Genomic DNA, 17,351 nt, shown 5'->3' on the forward strand with positions numbered 1-17,351 from the left:
TTGAAAGAAAGAATTGATCACTTGTTAAGAGCTGCCTTTGAGCTGAAGGCATCAGATATTCATTTAACGGTCGGGGTGCCGCCAATTTTTAGGCTGCATGGAGAATTAAAGCGCTATGGGAAGGATATTCTCAGGCCGGATGATACGGAAGGATTAGCAAGGACTATTGTTCCGGAAGGAATGTGGGAGCAATTTCAGGAGATGGGGGAATTGGACTTCTCCTATTCAATTCCAAATGTCTCACGCTATCGTGTTAATGCCTTTAAACAAAGGGGCTGCGTGGCTCTGGCGATCAGGACGATTCCAACGAAAATACCGACGATTGAAGAGCTCAATCTACCCGAAATCTGTTCGAAAATTACAGAAAAGCCTCAAGGCTTGATTCTCGTTACGGGGCCAACAGGAAGTGGAAAGTCTACGACTTTAGCGGCAATGATCAATCATATGAACCAAACGATGCGTGACCATATTATCACGTTAGAAGATCCAATTGAATTTTTGCATAAACACGGCATGTCGATTATTGACCAACGTGAGGTTGGTTTTGATACGAAAAATTTTGCAAATGCTTTACGGGCAGCACTACGCCAGGATCCTGATGCAATTCTTGTCGGGGAAATGCGTGATTTGGAAACAATTCAAATTGCGATTACTGCTGCAGAAACGGGTCACCTTGTGTTTGGAACGCTCCATACATCAAGTGCACCAGCGTCAGTTGAACGAATCATTGATGTATTTGAGCCAGCTCATCAGCCGCAAATTCGGACCCAGCTTTCCACGGTATTAGTGGCAATCATTTCGCAACGCTTATTTAAAACTGCAGATGGCAAGGGGCGCCGCGCAGCATTAGAGATTTTAGTCAATAATTCTGCTGTTGCCAATCTGATCCGCAATGATAAAATAAACCAAATTGAATCAGTCATGCAAACATCAAGGGCGCAAGGGATGCAGACATTAGAAACGAGTATTAAGGACCTTGTTGCTTCTGGACAAATTTCACGCGAAGATGCCCAGACATATTTAAAGGATTCGGTGATATAGGATGGGCCGTTATAAATATAGTGGTCGAGACCTTAAAGGGAAGAGGAAAGGGACGTTGAACGCCCCTTCCAAACGTGAGGCAATTGAAAAGCTTCGGGGCGATGGAATCCGAGTCGTGGAATTAATAGAGATACCTGAAACAGCATTAACGAAGGATATTTCGTTTGGAAAACCAGTCAAGCTTCAGCATTTAGTCATTTATTTACGTCAAATTGCGACGTTAATAAAAGCGGGTGTAACGATTGTCGATGCAACCGCGATTCTCGCTGAGCAAACAGATAGCAAGGCATTAAAGAAAGCTTTGATTGACATCGAATCAGAGCTTAGAATGGGTCGATCTTTTTCCGCTTCTGCTGAAAAGCATAAGAAAATTTTCTCATCGATGTTTATTAACCTAATAAAAGCTGGTGAAGTCGGCGGTAATATGGAGGAGACGCTCGAACGCTTGGCCGTTTTTTTTGAAAAACAGCACAATACAAGGCAAAAAGTAAAATCAGCCCTTTCGTATCCAATCGTAATTGGGGTTATTGCAATCAGCGTCGTGATTTTCCTACTAACCTCAGTCGTTCCGACGTTTGTTACAATGTTTGCCGATATGGGGCGGACCTTCCAGTTATTACCAAGTTTGTGTTGGGTGCCAGTGAATTTATGCAGAAGTTTTGGTGGCTTGTTCTATTATTTCTTATTGGGCTTGCAATTACGTTTGTGAGTTTAAAAAGCAATCCTAAAACTAAATATTATTTAGATTATATCGCCTTGAAAATGCCGGTATTTGGAAAAATGCAACAAAAAGCAGCATTGGCACGATTTACAAGAACACTCAGCTCGCTTTTTTCAAGCGGTGTTCCGATTTTACAGGCACTAGTGGTGGTTGAAAAGGTGGTTGAAAATGAAATCATCGCTGGGGTGGTACGCGCTTCTCGTGATGAATTAGAAAAAGGAAACTCATTAACGGTGCCGATGGTTAAGCATTGGGTGTTTCCGGCATTGGTGACACAAATGATCGCGATTGGCGAAACCACTGGTTCATTGGATGCGATGCTTTCAAAGGTTGCTGATTTTTATGAACAAGAGGTTGAAAATGCCACAGATCAGATCAAAGCATTAATTGAACCACTAATGATTGTCTTTCTAGCCGCGATTGTAGGTGTAATTGTTCTAGCAATTATGACACCAATGTTCGATATGTTTAACCATGTTGATCAAATGTAGAAGTTTGTAAAATATTCATTATTATTATGACCATTCGTTATGTATAATCGAGTTGATAGAATTGAAAAATACTATCATACAAAAACAAAAAAGGGAGAGAAAGTTATGTTGCAAAAGCTTAGAAAACGTCTAAAAGAGCAAAAAGGCTTCACTTTAATTGAGTTGTTAGCAGTAATCGTTATTTTAGGAATTATTGCGGCTATAGCAATTCCTGCTATTGGGAATATTATTCAAAAATCACGCGTTGATGCTTTAAAATCAGATGCATCACAAGTCATGAATGCAGCTAGATTATATAATACCCAAAATTCTTCTGATTCAACTATTACAGGAGCTGAACTTACTGTTCAACACCTTGATAATACTCAAATGAATGATATTACCGTTAAAGTGGATAGCAACGGAGTATTAACTCTATATGGTTGGGGTCAAGCTGGTACAACTTACTATGAAATACTCGGTGCAACTATTGAAGAAATCAATAAAGACTCAAATTGGACAACTGAAGCATCAAGTACAAAGATAAATCAATCTGCATCTCAACCAACTATTACTGTACCTTAAGTATCTTTGTTAATCTTAAAAAGTAAGTGAGGTAACCCTTGATACACACATTACTCTTTTTATACGGTATTACCCTCGGCTCCTTCTATAACGTAGTCGGACTTCGAGTGCCAGAAGGCAAGTCAATCATTTCGCCACGTTCAGCATGCCCAACATGCGGTCATCAGCTAAGAGCCTCAGAATTAATTCCAGTACTATCCTATTTATTTCAAAAGGGGAAATGCCGCGTCTGTCAGACGGGCATTTCGCCTATTTATCCGGCGATTGAATTGTTAACGGGGATCTTGTTTGCAACAGCCCCGATAGTAATTGGCTGGACCAGTGAATTAGTGATTGCCTTATCGTTGATTTCATTGTTTATTGTCATCACCGTTTCTGACTTGGCGTATATGATTATCCCTGATAAAGTATTGCTTGTATTTGCAACGTTTTTTTTGGTAGAACGTCTCTTAATTCCGCTTACCCCATGGTGGGACTCTTTAATAGGTGCTGTAGTTGGCTTTGTGTTACTGCTCGCGATTGCATTGATTAGCAAGGGCGGTATGGGTGGCGGAGACATTAAACTATTCGCACTCATTGGCTTTGTTGTGGGGGTCAAGCTTGTATTATTAGCCTTTTTTTTATCGACGCTATTAGGGGCAGTCCTTGGTTTAGCGGGAATGGCTTTGAAACTCGTAAAAAAAGGGAAACCGATTCCGTTTGGACCTTTTATTGCTGCGGGGACGATGCTGGCCTATTATTACGGAGATGATCTTATTAACGCCTATCTTCAAATATTTTTTTCATAACATTCACGAATAAAGGGGTTGGAAAGATGGCTTTACCCCGCTTAGCGGTTGGAAGTCGGCCAATCGACATTATTATTAATGATCACTGTATCCGTTATATTGAAATAAAACCGTCTAATCCTTCAGGTTCCGCTTCACTGGGGCGAACGTTTTTTACCTCCAGGATTAGTGAAGGAAGGCAAGATTATTGATCAGAACACGCTGGCGGTCATCCTTGATCAATGTATAGATGCCTGGAAAATTCGCAGACGCAAAGTGCGCTTTCTGGCACCTGATGCCTATGTGACGATTCGGAAAGTACCGATTCCGACAGATGTTCACGATGATGAAATCAAGGGGTATTTATATTTAGAAATGGGAGCAAGTATTCACCTTCCATTTGAGGACCCAGTCTTTGACTATCTTGTCCTGCCACACGAGGAGGATAAGAAGGAAATTTTGCTCTTCGCTGCCAATCGTCAATACGTGATGCAATATTCACAGTTGCTTACTTCTTTGAAATTGTTTCCAGATGCAGTGGATCTTTCTTCATTAGCCCTTTATCGTCTTTACGATCGAGTGAGGTCAAAAAAAGCTGACGAGAAAATCCTTGTCTTGCAATTTGATTTGGATCTAGTTGTAATGAGTATATTCGAAAATATAATTCCGGCTTTTATGAGACATTATTACCTCCATTACCATGAAGATGATTGGGATATTCAAATGGGTCGCAGCGGTTTCCAACAATTATCCTTTGTTGGTGACCAAGACGAATTAAAGGAGCAGTTTGATGAAGCATTTAAAGAAATCAACAAGTTGATTGATTTCTATCAGTTTTCACTTCATCAAGGGAAAACTGAAATTCATAAAATCGTTTTAACGGGTGATCATCCTTTATTGGAAGAAATCTGTCAGGCTCTTAAGGTAGTATTGGATATAAACGTTGAGCTGCTTGATCTAAATGAGTTAGAAACATCGAAAAATAGACCTTTACCTAGATCCCATTATCTAGCACTTGGTTTAGCTTTAAAAGAGGTGTAGTCATGCTAGTAGAAATTAACCTGCTACCGAAAAAGGAACCAAAAAGTATAACTTTATTGGTGTTCATTCTATCAGCATTTTTCATTATCTTGGTAGCAGGGCTCCTTATTTTTTGGCAGGGCACCCGCTTAAATGATGAAATATCACGTCTGAAAAATGAAATTACGACCACCCAAAAGCTTGTGGAAACGGAACAAGCCAAGCAGGGTAAAAATAATGTTGCATCAGATTCGCTTGCACAGCTGGAAAGTGCGGTAAATTGGGCGAATGATGAACCGTTGCAATCGGCACCGATCATTAAAAGAGTGGTGGCACTTCTGCCGGCACGTGGTTTTGTTCAGACGATTTCGTATGCAGAATCCAGGCACGATGACAATGGCGATTCAATTTGATAGCAGCCGAGAAGCAGCCTATTTCTATAAGACATTGCTTGATCAAACTTGGATTACTAAAGCAACCTTATCTAGTTTAGCAACCTCTAATTCTGAACAGAGCGATAGCGAAGGAACAACTGAAAATACAAGCGCAGATGAACAATTTGTCCCGCGTTATCTGGGTCAATTTGAAGTCATATTAAATCGCGACAATATCAATAATGAGGAATTAGCAGAGAAGAATGAAAGCAAACAAGGGGGGACTGAATCATGACCTTCCGCTTTTCAAAAAAAGAAAGCATAGCCCTCATTTTTATTGTCTTGTTGACGATCTTGTCTATTTTTGCAGGTTATTATTTTTATCTCGAACCGAAGTATAAAGAAATTGATACTAAAAATGATACGCTAAAATCAGAGCAGGAGGTCTTGACGACTCTTCAGCAAAAACAAACTGAAAAAAGTAGTGTAAGTGCTGAAAGTATTGCTGAATTGCAACAAAAGGTGCCCGTTAAGCCACAGCTTGAGCAGCTTATTCTTGATTTAGAAAAAGCTGAGGTGTTATCTGGTAGTATCATTAAAAATATGGCGTTTACGGAAGGTGACGTAGCCTCAACAGAAAATGCAGCTTCCACCGAAAACAAGGAGGCAACCAAAGAAAGCGCTGAAACCGAAAAAACAGATTCTGACGCAAATGCCACTGAGCAAGAAAGCGACCAAGCTACTGATCAAAACAATTCGGGTTCAACTGAAAAAAATAACGAAAATGGTACTGAAAATACGGCTAAATACGTTCCAACCCCATTACCAGAAGGGGTAAAAAAATTGACGGTTGCTCTCCAGGTAGAATCTTCTAATTATGAAGAATTAAGAAGCTTTATTGAGGCATTAGAAGACCTGCCGAGAACGATTGTTGTGGAAACGGTAAGTTTTTCAGGAGTAACTGAAGTGACGGATTTGGATACTGAAGCAGAAACATTATCCTATAGCTTAACACTGTCAGCCTTCTTCATGCCGGCATTAACGGATTTGCAGGATAAGCTTCCAGAATTAGTAACACCGCCACCAGCCAATAAAACAACGCCGTTTAATCGATTCCCTGACCTTTAAAACAACAATAGGATTGATTCTAGTAATTGGTTCTAGTAAAAAATTTGGCGAAAGCATTGTATAACAAGACGACAAAAGTCTTGTTATTTTTTTTTGCCAATATGATAGGATGAAACCAATTCACCTAGATGCAAGGGGAGGGATGAGGGTGGACAAGCGGGAAGCGGGTAAAACAATCACGATTAAAATCAATGGAAAGCAACAGGCTTTTGATGAACCAAAGCAGAAGCCGGCAAAGAGACAGGGGCAAATAATCGATAAATCGGTTATGGTGTCTACAGAAGATGCTCAGCCTAAAAAGGAAATGATAGATAATAAAGAGACGCAGGAATCTATTACGATAAATGAAACAACGATAGCAGATGAACAGGGTGGGGAGCAATTCGACTGGATTCTTCCTGAGCCTTCACCTGTGGAATATGACCTCAAAGAGGATGCCCCACCCCTGGCCTACGAAAAAAAGCCTTCGAACCATAAAAGTGCTAAAAAATGGCCAGTAGGAAAATCAAAACTGAATCGGGGCGTATTTGCCACTATTTTTTTCGCCGTTTTTTTAGCAGTAATTCTAGGGACTAGCTTTGGCTTTACGATGCTTAAGCTTGTTTTTATTGAAAGGCCGGAAGAAAGTGATGTTGTTTTAAATGCCACAACTATCCCCAAAACCAATCAAGCTGAAGTGAAACCAAGCGGAAATTTGACTGTAGCTCTACCAACGATTACGACTTGGGTTATTCAGGAAGGAGCCTATTCAAATAAAGACTCAGCGAAACAAGTTGTTTCCTCTTTAAAGGAAAAAGGAAATCCAGCCATGCTATTTGAGGACACGGAGCGGATGTTTATCCTCTTAGGAGTTGCCGATACTAAAGCCCATGCCAAGGAATATGGGACAGGTTTATCAGGGATTGACGAACCATTTGCAAAGGAAATCAGCACAGGCGGAAAGAAAATCAGTGGTGTGAATGAACAGGAAAAGGTCTTCCTTGAAGGGCTGCCATCGATATTTAACAATATGACACTCGCTGCTTCGACAGGAGTGGTATCGGAAAATGCCATCAGTAGTGTGAATGCATCGACCAAGGAGCTTGGTGACGGCAATGAGATCAAACAAGATCAAATAAAAACATTAAAGGAACAAACTGACGAGGCGATACAAACACTCACTTCACTAAAAAAGTCAGCAGATAAGAAAGATCGTTTAGCCCTTCAACAAGACCTTTTAGCCATATTTGCCAGCTATCATATGTTAAAATAATGATCTGGTCGAAAGCAAGGCATGTCGAATATTTTCCGGGCAATAACAGAAAATAGTGGATGACTCAATGGAGGGCTCCCCTTTATTGTTGAGTCATCCATTTTTATTTGTGGAACAAATCCTTCTAAGTAAAAATTGTTTGTGATGCTAAATTTTGATAGTATAGTACTGTATCTCCCCTTAAAATTTGCGATGAAAGGTAAGTGGTGAAATGCAACACCTCATTTTAGCCTCATCTTCTCCACGGCGAAAAGAACTTCTTGAAAATCTTCATTTAACATTCGACATTTCTAGCAGTGATGCAGATGAAAGCTATGCTCCAGGGACGCCTCCAGCACAAATTGTAATGGAGCTGGCTGAGCGCAAGTCAAAGGATGTAGCACAACGGTTTCAAGATTCCTTTGTGATCGGTGCTGATACGATTGTTGTCTGTGACAACGAAGTATTGGGAAAACCAAAGGACGAAGCACATGCAACGGAAATGCTAATGCTGCTATTCCGGAAAAACTCACGCTGTATATACTGGAGTGGCCATTGTTCACGGTGAAAAGCTAGTACGTTTTTATGAAAAAACAGATGTAACGTTTTGGGAATTAACTCAATCAGAAATTCATGCTTATATAAAGAGCGGGGAGCCGTTCGATAAAGCAGGGGCATACGGAATTCAGGGCTATGGGTCGATGCTGGTTAAAGGTATTTCTGGCGATTATTTTTCTGTTGTTGGTCTTCCAGTCTCGCGAACGATTCGCGAATTACGTCAATCAGGATATGATTTGCCTTATTAGCCTAGATTCTAATCTGCGTAAGCTTCCCGTTCCAAAAAGGGAGGATTTTAATTGAAGGCAGAAACACTGATGATTCGCGATTTTCCACAAGATGAACGACCTCGAGAGCGCTTTATTCAAAATGGCCCGACTAGTCTGTCGAATCATGAACTGATTGCAATCATGCTGAGAACAGGTACGAAGGATGAATCAGTCTTGCAGTTATCAAACCGCTTGCTGAGCCATTTTGAAGGGCTTAGGTTATTAAAGGAAGCCTCATTGGAGGAAATCACTTCGATTAAAGGAATTGGTACTGCAAAAGCGATCCAAGTATTAGCGGCAGTGGAGATTGGACGGCGGATTTCGAATCTTGTTCATGAGGACCGGTATGTGATTCGCTCTCCAGAGGATGGAGCAAAACTGATGATGAACGAAATGCGATTCCTCACGCAAGAGCATTTTGTTTGTTTATATCTCAACACAAAAAACCAGGTGCTTCATAAGCAAACGATCTTCATTGGTAGCCTCAACGCCTCGATCGTCCATCCGCGCGAAGTATTTAAAGAAGCTCTCCGTCGCTCAGCAGCCTCAATCATTTGCTTGCATAATCACCCTTCCAGGAGACCCCTCGCCAAGTCGCGAGGATATTGACGTAACAAAACGGCTTGCGGAGTGTGGAAAAATAATTGGTATTGATCTGCTAGATCATTTGATAATTGGTGAAAATAAATATGTTAGTTTGAAGGAAAAAGGTTATTTGTAACACTATGATTTTGGTTTTCGTTAAGCTATAATATTAGTTATGATTTTTTGACTCAATATGGCTAATAGATCTTAAATAATGAAAATCATGTGCGAACATTTTATGTTAATAATTGCGCTTATCATCACATCGCTTTACAAAAAAAGGGGAGATTCATTCATGTTTGGATTTGGAACAAAAGACCTAGGTATTGATCTAGGAACCGCCAACACACTTGTATACGTTAAAGGGAAAAGTATCGTTTTAAGGGAGCCGTCTGTCGTTGCGTTTCAAACAGATTCGAAGCAAATTGTTGCTGTTGGAAATGATGCGAAAAATATGATTGGCCGGAACACCTGGCAATGTTGTCGCATTACGTCCAATGAAGGATGGCGTCATTGCTGATTACGAGACAACAGCGACGATGATGAAATACTACATACGTCAAGCAACAAAACAAAAAAGCTTGTTTGCTGGAAAGCCTTATGTAATGGTTTGTGTTCCATCAGGAATTACGGCCGTTGAAGAGCGTGCTGTCATCGATGCAACTCGCCAAGCTGGTGCTCGTGATGCTTATACGATCGAAGAACCATTTGCAGCAGCGATTGGTGCTAACCTGCCAGTTTGGGAACCAACAGGAAGCATGGTTGTTGATATTGGTGGTGGAACGACTGAAGTGGCAATCATCTCATTAGGAGGGATTGTAACGAGTCAATCGATTCGCATCGCTGGAGATGAAATGGATGATGCGATTATCCATTATATTCGCAAGCATTATAATTTGATGATTGGGGAAAGAACAGCAGAAATCATCAAAATGGAAATTGGTTCCGCTGGAAATCCAGAAGGTGTTGACAATATGGAAATCCGTGGTCGTGATTTACTGACCGGAACTGCCGAAGACCATCGAAATCACGGCCTTAGAAATTTCTAAAGCACTTCGTGATACAGTCTTTGCCATTGTTGATGCAGTAAAAGTAACACTTGAAAAAACACCACCAGAGTTGGCAGCTGATATAATGGATCGAGGCATTGTTTTAACTGGTGGAGGGGCGTTGCTTCGCAATCTGGATAAAGTCATTAGTGAAGAAACAAAAATGCCTGTATTAATAGCGGAAAACCCGCTTGATTGTGTCGCAATTGGAACAGGTAAGGCATTAGACCATATCCATTTATTTAAAAATAAAGCAAGAGATTCAAGATAATACGGTATACTGCGATTAAGAGGACCTGATTAGCTCGTGAGGGGGACAAGTCTGTTTGTTCCCTTCATGGGCTATCGCAGTATGAAACTAAAAAAGAGGTGTACTCATGCCACCGTTTTTGCTAAATAAACGACTGATTATTTTACTTGTCAGCATGATTATTCTCGTGGCATTAATTGGGTTTTCATTAAGAGAGAGAGAGCAGCTCACATGGCCAGAGGAATTCATGAAGGATACAACCAGGTTTGGTACAAACCATCGTGTCTCGGCCTGTTAATTATGTTGCTGGTTTTTTTGAGAACTTAAGCGATTTGCAGGATACATACCATGAAAATAAAGAATTAAAAAAGCGTGTTGACCAAATTGCCCATCTTGAAGCTGAGGTTCAATTGCTGGAAAAAGAAAACAAGCAATTAAATGAAGTGCTGGATAAAAAGGAAACTCTACGAGATTATAAATCTACTCAAGCCACCGTCATTGCCAGAAATCCAGACCGCTGGCATGAACAGGTTATTATCAATAAGGGAAAAACGAATGGAATTGCCAAGAATATGGCGGTTATTACGGCTACCGGATTAATTGGCAAGGTGAAAACCGTGAATCAATTCACTTCGACGATTCAATTATTAAGTGCAAATGATCCGAAAAACCGTATTTCTGCCGTTATTTTAGGTGGCGATACAAAGGTCCATGGCCTAATTATGGGCTATGATGAAAAAAAGGAGTTATTACTTTTAAAACAAATTCCTGCTGATGCAAAGGTTAGCAAGGATCAAAATATAGTAACATCCGGCTTAGGTGGCATCTTTCCAGAGGGACTTCCAATCGGGAAGGTTGTTGAGGTGGTTCCGGATGAATATGGGTTGACACAAACCGCTTATGTGAAACCAGGAGCCAACTTTTATGATATTGAACACGTGATCGTGATTGAAAGGGTCATGCTGCAACCAGAAGCTTCTGATATGGTAGATGACAAGGGGGAGGAACTGTGAGGAGATTTCTTCTACCTGTCTTATTCACAGCCTGCTTTCTTTTTGATAGCATTTTTCTAGAATTGTTGCCTGCAAAGTACTTCCATCATGATAATATTCTAGTGCCACATCTAGTTGTGATTGCCCTAATTTTTCTTACCATCTATGGAAATCGGAATTTAGGGATATTGTACAGTTTCATTTTTGGACTGCTCTATGATGTTATTTATATTGAAATTATTGGGATTTACTTATTCATGTTCCCGTTAATCTCTTACATCATTTCAAAGTTAATGAAGATACTTCAGAACAATTTATTAATCATAACAGTCGTCACGCTTTTGGGGATTGTGTTATTAGAACTTGGCGTTTATGAAATGAACTTTTTAATTCATAAGACGACGATGGATTTTTCAACCTATACGTCAGCACGCTTGCTTCCGACACTCCTTTTAAATCTTGTCTTTACAGTCGTTGTTGCTTATCCGTTAAAAAGACAATTTGAAAAATTAGCCGAGCAGCTGCGCAATGAATAAGTCTTTTTGCGGAAAAATATTATCCTAATCTGTTTTATTAAAAAGGATTTTTCAGGTTCCTGTCGAATTCTTCTTCCATTGAGGTGAACATTCTAGCATGAAAAGAACGCAAAATGTAACCATAAAAGGCACAAAAGAAGGCATTACTCTGCATCTAGATGATTCCTGCTCCTATCAGGAATTAAAAAGAGAACTCGATCAAAAGCTGTCAGCTAATTCTAGAACAAATGAGGGGCAACCACTTACATCTGTAAAGGTACAAATGGGGAATCGCTTTTTAACAGATGATCAGCATGAAGAAATTAAAGAACTCATCCGCCAAAAAAAGAATTTGGTCGTTGATGAGATTATTTCAAACGTAATGACAATTGAAGAGGCGCAAAGATTAAAAGCCGAAAACGAAATCGTGTCAGTCTCTCGGATTATTCGGTCGGGACAAATTTTAGAGGTTCCAGGAGACTTATTATTAGTGGGCGATGTGAATCCTGGTGGTACTGTTAAAGCGGGTGGAAATATCTTTATCCTTGGTACCTTGAAAGGAATCGCTCATGCAGGCTGTTACGGTGATGATGATGCGGTCATTACGGCCTCAGTCATGAATCCTCAGCAATTACGAATCAGCGAATGCATTAACCGTGCGCCTGATCAAAAAAGCGACAACGAAGCAAGGCTACTTGAATGTGCTCTTATTGATGAGAATCGACAAATTGTCGTTGATAGATTACAAGTTTTGATGCAACTTAGACCAAATTTAACAAAATTGGAAGGGGGACGCTAGTATGGGAGAAGCAATAGTGGTTACTTCAGGAAAAGGCGGAGTAGGCAAAACCACCACATCAGCGAACTTAGGGACTGCATTAGCATTGCAAGGAAAACGTGTATGTTTAGTTGACACTGATATCGGTTTGCGTAACCTTGATGTCGTAATGGGTCTTGAAAATCGCATTATTTATGATTTAGTTGACGTTATTCAAGGGAGATGCAAAATCCATCAAGCACTTGTAAAGGACAAGCGTTTTGATGATTTGCTTTATCTATTGCCGGCGGCTCAGACTCTTGATAAAACGGCTGTTTCACCAGAGCAAATGAAGAATTTAATGATCGAATTAAAGCAAGACTATGATTATATTATTATTGATTGTCCGGCAGGAATTGAACACGGATACAAAAATGCAATTGCTGGTGCTGACAAGGCTATCGTCGTGACGACTCCTGGAAGTATCGGCAGTCCGCGATGCAGATCGTATTATTGGTCTGTTAGAAAAAGAAGAGGGGATTGAAGCCCCTAAATTGGTCATTAACCGTATTCGCAACCATTTAATGAAAAATGGGGATATGCTTGATGTTGATGAAGTTACAGCTCATTTATCGATTGATTTAATCGGGATTGTGGCTGATGATGATGATGTCATTAAGGCGTCTAATCACGGTGAACCAATCGCTTTAAATCCGAATAGTAAATCAGCGATTGCTTACCGAAATATCGCACGACGTATTTTAGGTGAGTCGATTCCACTTCAATCACTTGAAGTTGATGAAAAAGGGATGTTTTCAAAGTTAAAGCGCTTCTTTGGCGCAAAATAATAATCAGCCTGTTTTCGATGTGCTAATCGAGGACAGGCTTTTTTTATTATGTGTTTTCTCTCAATCTATCAAACCTTTAGCGCATAATTGCTTAAATATCCTCCTTATTGTTTGGCATACTTCCATTGGACAACTCATACACTTGTACAAAATGTGTTATAGATTGGTGGGGAGATAATGCGTTCTAATGCGGATGATGTGCGGAAAAGGATAGCCAATAGAAAGAAGAAAAGCCGCGGCGACAATCAGGTCGAGCCGAAGCGGACGAGTTTGATTGTCCAGGATGACGAGGAGCGGTATGGGTTTGATCGCCTTCCATCCTATGAAGTAGGTCCAGGTGAAGGAAACCACCCGCTTTTTCGCAAAGAGGTTTTTTTATTCAAAGTGTTAGCTGCTGCCTGTTTATTTCTTGTCATGGCTATTTTATTTCGAAATGAATCTGCTTCACTAGATCAAGCACGTCATTTTGTGAAGCAATCGTTCGAAAAGGATTTCCAGTTTGCAACGGTATCCAATTGGTATGAACAACAATTCGGAAAGCCGCTTGCACTCTTTCCGGTTTCAAATGAAAAGGACGCGAGTGAAGGAGAAACAGATGGTCAAGCATATGCACTGCCTGCCTCTGGGAAAATATTAGAGGACTTTGAGCAAAGCGGTCAGCGAGTCAGTATCGAGACATCTAAGGATGCTGCCGTAGAAGCGATGGGCGAAGGCGTGGTTCGTTTTGTTGGCGAAAAAGAAGGCTTTGGTAAAACAGTCGTCATTCAGCACGCTGACAAAAGCGAATCGTGGTACGGTAATTTAAGTGATGTATCGGTTAGTTTGTATGATTATATTAAAAAAGGGAAAAAGGTTGGTACGGTAACCAATAGTTCCTCAAGCGAAAAAGGTTCTTTTTATTTTGCGATAAAAAAGGACGAGAATTTTATCGACCCGATTCAGGTGATTCAATTTGAGTAAACTTACGTTCCTGCTGAGTCAGGTAAAAATTCATCCGCTCCTGTGGCTTGTGATTGCACTGGCAGTATTAACCGCAAGATTTTTCGAGGTAACGATTCTATTTGCCATTATTCTCATCCATGAGCTAGGACACGCGCTGGCAGCTAGTTTTTTTTCGTGGAGAATTAAACACATTACGCTTTTGCCATTTGGTGGCGTCGTCGAAATGGATGAGCATGGGAATCGTCCATTATTAGAAGAATCCATTGTTATTTTAGCAGGACCATTGCAGCATCTTTGGTTAACCGGTGTTGCTTTTTGTTTTTATCAGCTGGACTGGTTAAGTTTAGATCACTATTCACAATTTCTTTCATTAAATTTAATGGTGCTGCTCTTTAATTTATTACCGATTTGGCCACTTGATGGCGGAAAGCTCGTGTTTTTACTCATGTCCTATCTAAAGCCATTTCCCGATGCTCATCGTTGGACGCTCTATGTATCGTGCATTTCGATTATTTTATTCACTGGTTTTACCATCATCCTCATGCCAACAAATTTAAATGTGTGGATTATCCTCGCTTTTTTATTGTTTACGCTATATCATGAATGGAAGCAGCACCGCTACGTGTTTATGCGTTTTTTATTAGAGCGCTATTATGGGAAAAGAAATGACATGCGTGTATTAAGGCCGCTTAAAGTGGCAGAGGAAGAGCTTGTTGTTCATGTATTAGAGCGCTTCTGTCGGGGCTGTAAGCATCCAATTATTATTGAAGAAAATGGTAAAGAAAAGGGTACCCTAGATGAAAATGAAATTCTTCATGCTATTTTTGCTGAAAAATTGTTAACGGCCAAAATTCGTGATTTACTTTATTTATACTAAGACATACTCATTGTTGTAGCAAAAGAGAGGCCAAGAAAAGTGAAAAAACTAGTCATTAATTATTCATTAACAGAAAAGCGCTACGCTTCTTTAACTGAAGCAGGTGTAGACAAAATCACCATTCAACAGCCCCAACAGCAATCCTCTGTGGGGCATATTTATTTTGGGACCGTCACAAAGGTACTCCCAGGGATGAATGCTGTATTTGTCGATATCGGTGAAGAAAAGAATGGGTTTCTTTATATCGATAAACTCCCTGCATTTTTCCATTCACAAGAGCCGTTTAACATTAGAAAGAAAAAACCAATCTCTTCCTTTGTCCATCAAGGCGAAAAGCTATTTGTTCAGGTAGAAAAGGATGAAACAGGTGATAAAGGTCCAAGGCTATCAGGGTTAGTCGAGCTCCATGGAGAGTATGTGATTTACATGCCAACCGGTAATACGATTTCAGTATCAAAAAAAATAAAAGATGCTAAATTGATTCAACATCTGCAAAGTCTTGGAATAGAAAATAAAGTCGACAAGGAAGGCTTCATTTTCCGAACAGCTGTGATTGGCCAGTCACGAGAAAAGATTGTTGTGGAAATAGAAAAGCTAAGAGAGCAGTATCAAGAACTCGTGAAAATAACTCAACAAATGAAAAAGCCTGGTCTGCTTCATAAAAAGGATAGCTTTGTCGAACAGATTAAGAATGAATCCCATTCTAATCAATATGAAGAAATTGTCGTTGATGATTTAGTGTTGAAACGTGAGCTAGAATCGTTTGTTTCACCGAATCAATCACTCCTCTATTATCAAGGGAAAGAAAATATATTCTCATTTTACCATCTGGAGCAAGAAATTGAGCAGGCATTACAGCGAAGAGTTGATCTAGATAATGGTGCTTATATAATCATCGATGAAACGGAAGCGATGACGGTCATTGATGTCAATACTGGTGGGTATTCTGGTAAAAGTCGGCTAGCGGATACGGTGCTACAGACCAATCTTGCCGCCGCCATACAGGTCGCAAAACAGCTTCGTTTACGAGATATTGGTGGGATTGTTTTAATTGATTTTATCGATATGAAAAATGAACATGACCGACTCAAGGTTCAAAGAATGCTTGAGCAGGAGTTAAATAGAGACGAAAAACCGACGAAGGTTCTGGGTTTTACTTCACTAGGAGTCTTGGGGCTAACTCGGAAGAAAACGAAGCAAGCCATTTCTGAGGCATTGACTGTTCCTTGTCCTGTTTGTAGTGGGACAGGTAAAATACTAAGTCCTGAAACGATTGCCTTTCGACTGGAACGCGAGCTGTGGGACCATCGTTATTCTGATCATGAAGCCGTTTGGATTGAAAGTTCCGAGGACGTTCGTGCTGTTTTTTCTGGTGAAAAGAATGTCCATTTGTTCCGTCTTCAAGAAATGCTTGGATTATCGATTCTTTTTTCAACTATGGCTAGTTTGAAACCTTTTTACCAGATTCGTCAATTTGGACGGCTAGATGAGCTCCAAGCAAGAATTGAAAAAGTCTGAAATAAAAAGCTATAAAGCTCAGCTCCTTCATTCTTGTAGCTAGATTTTGTATTGACACTCTTAGGCTGAGTATGATAGGATTTTAATGTTATGTTTATAGCATACCGCGCATTTCAGGTAGTAAGCTTTTGCATTTAGTGCAAGACGCCTGTCTATGGCGAGTCCCCAAATTTTAAGGAGGTGCAGTTCATGTACGCAATTATCGAAACTGGCGGTAAGCAAGTAAAGGTAGAAGCTGGTCAAGCTATCTACATCGAAAAGCTTAACGCAGAAGCAGGCGAAACAGTTACTTTTGATAAAGTTCTTTTCGTAGGCGGAGAAAATGTAAAAGTTGGTAGCCCACTAGTTGCAGGCGCTACAGTTACAGCTAAAGTTGAGAAAAATGGCCGTGGTAAGAAAATCATCGTTTTCAAATACAAAGCGAAGAAAAACTACCGCAAAAAGCAAGGTCATCGTCAGCCATACACTAAAGTTGTTATTGAAGCAATCAACGCGTAAGGTTTGATTTAGATGATTAACATTACGATTAATCGTACTGAAGCTGGAAGAATTTCATCCTTTTCAATGAGCGGACATGCCGATTTTGCACGTCACGGCGAAGATATCGTCTGTGCGGGAGCATCTGCAGTTTCCTTTGGTTCCGTTAACGCGATCGAGGCGTTAACTGGAGTTGTTCCAGAAATCGAACAAGGAAATGGCGGCTTTCTCCGATGTGCGTTCCCAAATGACTTACAACAGGAAGTACAAGAGAAGGTTCAATTGCTTCTTGAGGCAATGGTTGTTTCATTAGAAACGATTGAAAGAGATTACGGAAAGCACATAAAAATAACCTTCAAAAAGTAGGAGGTGGAACA

General features: G+C 40.3%; 16 protein-coding genes and 6 pseudogenes. All 22 read left to right on the forward strand.

Annotated features, from left to right (window positions below; all coding sequences use genetic code 11):
- The 22 genes and pseudogenes from RGF10_RS06315 to RGF10_RS06420 all read left to right on the forward strand — a co-directional run bounded on the left by RGF10_RS06315 (position 1) and on the right by RGF10_RS06420 (position 17,340).
- Positions 1–1,041, forward strand: a complete 1,041-nt coding sequence (locus RGF10_RS06315; RefSeq protein WP_318508188.1) for a type IV pilus twitching motility protein PilT — start codon at positions 1–3, stop codon at positions 1,039–1,041.
- A gap of 1 nt (position 1,042) precedes the next feature.
- Positions 1,043–2,253 (forward strand): annotated as a pseudogene (locus RGF10_RS06320) (type II secretion system F family protein).
- Positions 2,254–2,358: 105 nt separating this feature from the next.
- Positions 2,359–2,817 (forward strand): type II secretion system protein, encoded by a 459-nt coding sequence (locus tag RGF10_RS06325; protein ID WP_318508190.1) that lies wholly within the window; start codon positions 2,359–2,361, stop codon positions 2,815–2,817.
- A 38-nt stretch (positions 2,818–2,855) separates the two neighbouring features.
- Entirely contained in the window at positions 2,856–3,605 is a 750-nt protein-coding gene (locus tag RGF10_RS06330; RefSeq protein ID WP_318508192.1) for a prepilin peptidase, read from the forward strand.
- Positions 3,606–3,631: 26 nt separating this feature from the next.
- Positions 3,632–3,796: a hypothetical protein gene (locus tag RGF10_RS06335; protein WP_318508194.1), complete on the forward strand. Its 165-nt coding sequence runs from the start codon at positions 3,632–3,634 to the stop codon at positions 3,794–3,796.
- Positions 3,774–4,625, forward strand: a complete 852-nt coding sequence (gene pilM, locus RGF10_RS06340; RefSeq protein ID WP_318508195.1) for a type IV pilus biogenesis protein PilM — start codon at positions 3,774–3,776, stop codon at positions 4,623–4,625. The genes RGF10_RS06335 and pilM overlap by 23 nt, the downstream gene beginning before the upstream one ends.
- Before the next feature lie 2 nt (positions 4,626–4,627).
- Positions 4,628–5,017, forward strand: a complete 390-nt coding sequence (locus RGF10_RS06345) for a hypothetical protein (RefSeq protein ID WP_318508197.1) — start codon at positions 4,628–4,630, stop codon at positions 5,015–5,017.
- The gene (locus tag RGF10_RS06350) at positions 4,995–5,273 is read left to right on the forward strand and encodes a hypothetical protein (protein WP_318508199.1); all 279 of its coding nucleotides are present in this window, start codon (positions 4,995–4,997) and stop codon (positions 5,271–5,273) included. The genes RGF10_RS06345 and RGF10_RS06350 overlap by 23 nt, the downstream gene beginning before the upstream one ends.
- Entirely contained in the window at positions 5,270–6,106 is an 837-nt protein-coding gene (locus tag RGF10_RS06355; protein ID WP_318508201.1) for a hypothetical protein, read from the forward strand. Before RGF10_RS06350 ends, RGF10_RS06355 begins: the two co-directional genes overlap by 4 nt.
- A 148-nt stretch (positions 6,107–6,254) precedes the next feature.
- The gene (locus RGF10_RS06360; RefSeq protein WP_318508203.1) at positions 6,255–7,358 is read left to right on the forward strand and encodes an SPOR domain-containing protein; all 1,104 of its coding nucleotides are present in this window, start codon (positions 6,255–6,257) and stop codon (positions 7,356–7,358) included.
- A gap of 211 nt (positions 7,359–7,569) precedes the next feature.
- A pseudogene (locus tag RGF10_RS06365) lies at positions 7,570–8,143 on the forward strand (Maf family protein).
- Positions 8,144–8,212: 69 nt separating this feature from the next.
- Positions 8,213–8,885: pseudogene (gene radC / locus RGF10_RS06370) on the forward strand (RadC family protein).
- 159 nt (positions 8,886–9,044) lie between these two features.
- Positions 9,045–10,069: pseudogene (locus tag RGF10_RS06375) on the forward strand (rod shape-determining protein).
- A 106-nt stretch (positions 10,070–10,175) separates the two neighbouring features.
- Positions 10,176–11,061 (forward strand): annotated as a pseudogene (mreC, locus tag RGF10_RS06380) (rod shape-determining protein MreC).
- On the forward strand, positions 11,058–11,576 hold the full coding sequence (mreD, locus tag RGF10_RS06385) for a rod shape-determining protein MreD (RefSeq protein ID WP_318508204.1): 519 nt from the start codon (positions 11,058–11,060) through the stop codon (positions 11,574–11,576). The pseudogene mreC and the gene mreD overlap by 4 nt, the downstream one beginning before the upstream one ends.
- Before the next feature lie 97 nt (positions 11,577–11,673).
- Positions 11,674–12,354, forward strand: coding sequence for a septum site-determining protein MinC (gene minC, locus RGF10_RS06390; RefSeq protein ID WP_318508206.1), 681 nt, complete (start codon positions 11,674–11,676; stop codon positions 12,352–12,354).
- 1 nt (position 12,355) lies between these two features.
- A pseudogene (minD, locus tag RGF10_RS06395) lies at positions 12,356–13,160 on the forward strand (septum site-determining protein MinD).
- A 177-nt stretch (positions 13,161–13,337) separates the two neighbouring features.
- Positions 13,338–14,120, forward strand: a complete 783-nt coding sequence (locus tag RGF10_RS06400) for a peptidoglycan DD-metalloendopeptidase family protein (RefSeq protein ID WP_318508208.1) — start codon at positions 13,338–13,340, stop codon at positions 14,118–14,120.
- A complete protein-coding gene (locus RGF10_RS06405; RefSeq protein ID WP_318508209.1) occupies positions 14,113–14,979 on the forward strand; it encodes a M50 family metallopeptidase in 867 nt (288 codons plus the stop codon). Before RGF10_RS06400 ends, RGF10_RS06405 begins: the two co-directional genes overlap by 8 nt.
- A 39-nt stretch (positions 14,980–15,018) precedes the next feature.
- Positions 15,019–16,497, forward strand: a complete 1,479-nt coding sequence (locus RGF10_RS06410; protein WP_318508211.1) for an Rne/Rng family ribonuclease — start codon at positions 15,019–15,021, stop codon at positions 16,495–16,497.
- A gap of 189 nt (positions 16,498–16,686) precedes the next feature.
- A complete protein-coding gene (gene rplU / locus RGF10_RS06415; RefSeq protein ID WP_318508213.1) occupies positions 16,687–16,995 on the forward strand; it encodes a 50S ribosomal protein L21 in 309 nt (102 codons plus the stop codon).
- Positions 16,996–17,007: 12 nt separating this feature from the next.
- Positions 17,008–17,340, forward strand: coding sequence for a ribosomal-processing cysteine protease Prp (locus RGF10_RS06420; RefSeq protein WP_318508215.1), 333 nt, complete (start codon positions 17,008–17,010; stop codon positions 17,338–17,340).
- Positions 17,341–17,351 lie beyond the last annotated feature (11 nt).

Origin of the sequence: Bacillus sp. T3 (assembly GCF_033449965.1) — a bacterium.
Lineage (GTDB): Bacteria > Bacillota > Bacilli > Bacillales > Cytobacillaceae > Bacillus_BU.

Bases quoted from the DNA above. Each gene is read 5' to 3' on its own strand.
- RGF10_RS06325 (WP_318508190.1), top strand. From the start codon at position 2,359: ATGTTGCAAAAGCTTAGAAAACGTCTAAAAGAGCAAAAAGGCTTCACT.
- RGF10_RS06335 (WP_318508194.1), top strand. From the start codon at position 3,632: ATGGCTTTACCCCGCTTAGCGGTTGGAAGTCGGCCAATCGACATTATT.
- RGF10_RS06345 (WP_318508197.1), top strand. From the start codon at position 4,628: ATGCTAGTAGAAATTAACCTGCTACCGAAAAAGGAACCAAAAAGTATA.
- RGF10_RS06350 (WP_318508199.1), top strand. From the start codon at position 4,995: ATGACAATGGCGATTCAATTTGATAGCAGCCGAGAAGCAGCCTATTTC.
- RGF10_RS06355 (WP_318508201.1), top strand. From the start codon at position 5,270: ATGACCTTCCGCTTTTCAAAAAAAGAAAGCATAGCCCTCATTTTTATT.
- minC (WP_318508206.1), top strand. From the start codon at position 11,674: ATGAAAAGAACGCAAAATGTAACCATAAAAGGCACAAAAGAAGGCATT.
- RGF10_RS06400 (WP_318508208.1), top strand. From the start codon at position 13,338: ATGCGTTCTAATGCGGATGATGTGCGGAAAAGGATAGCCAATAGAAAG.
- rplU (WP_318508213.1), top strand. From the start codon at position 16,687: ATGTACGCAATTATCGAAACTGGCGGTAAGCAAGTAAAGGTAGAAGCT.
- RGF10_RS06420 (WP_318508215.1), top strand. From the start codon at position 17,008: ATGATTAACATTACGATTAATCGTACTGAAGCTGGAAGAATTTCATCC.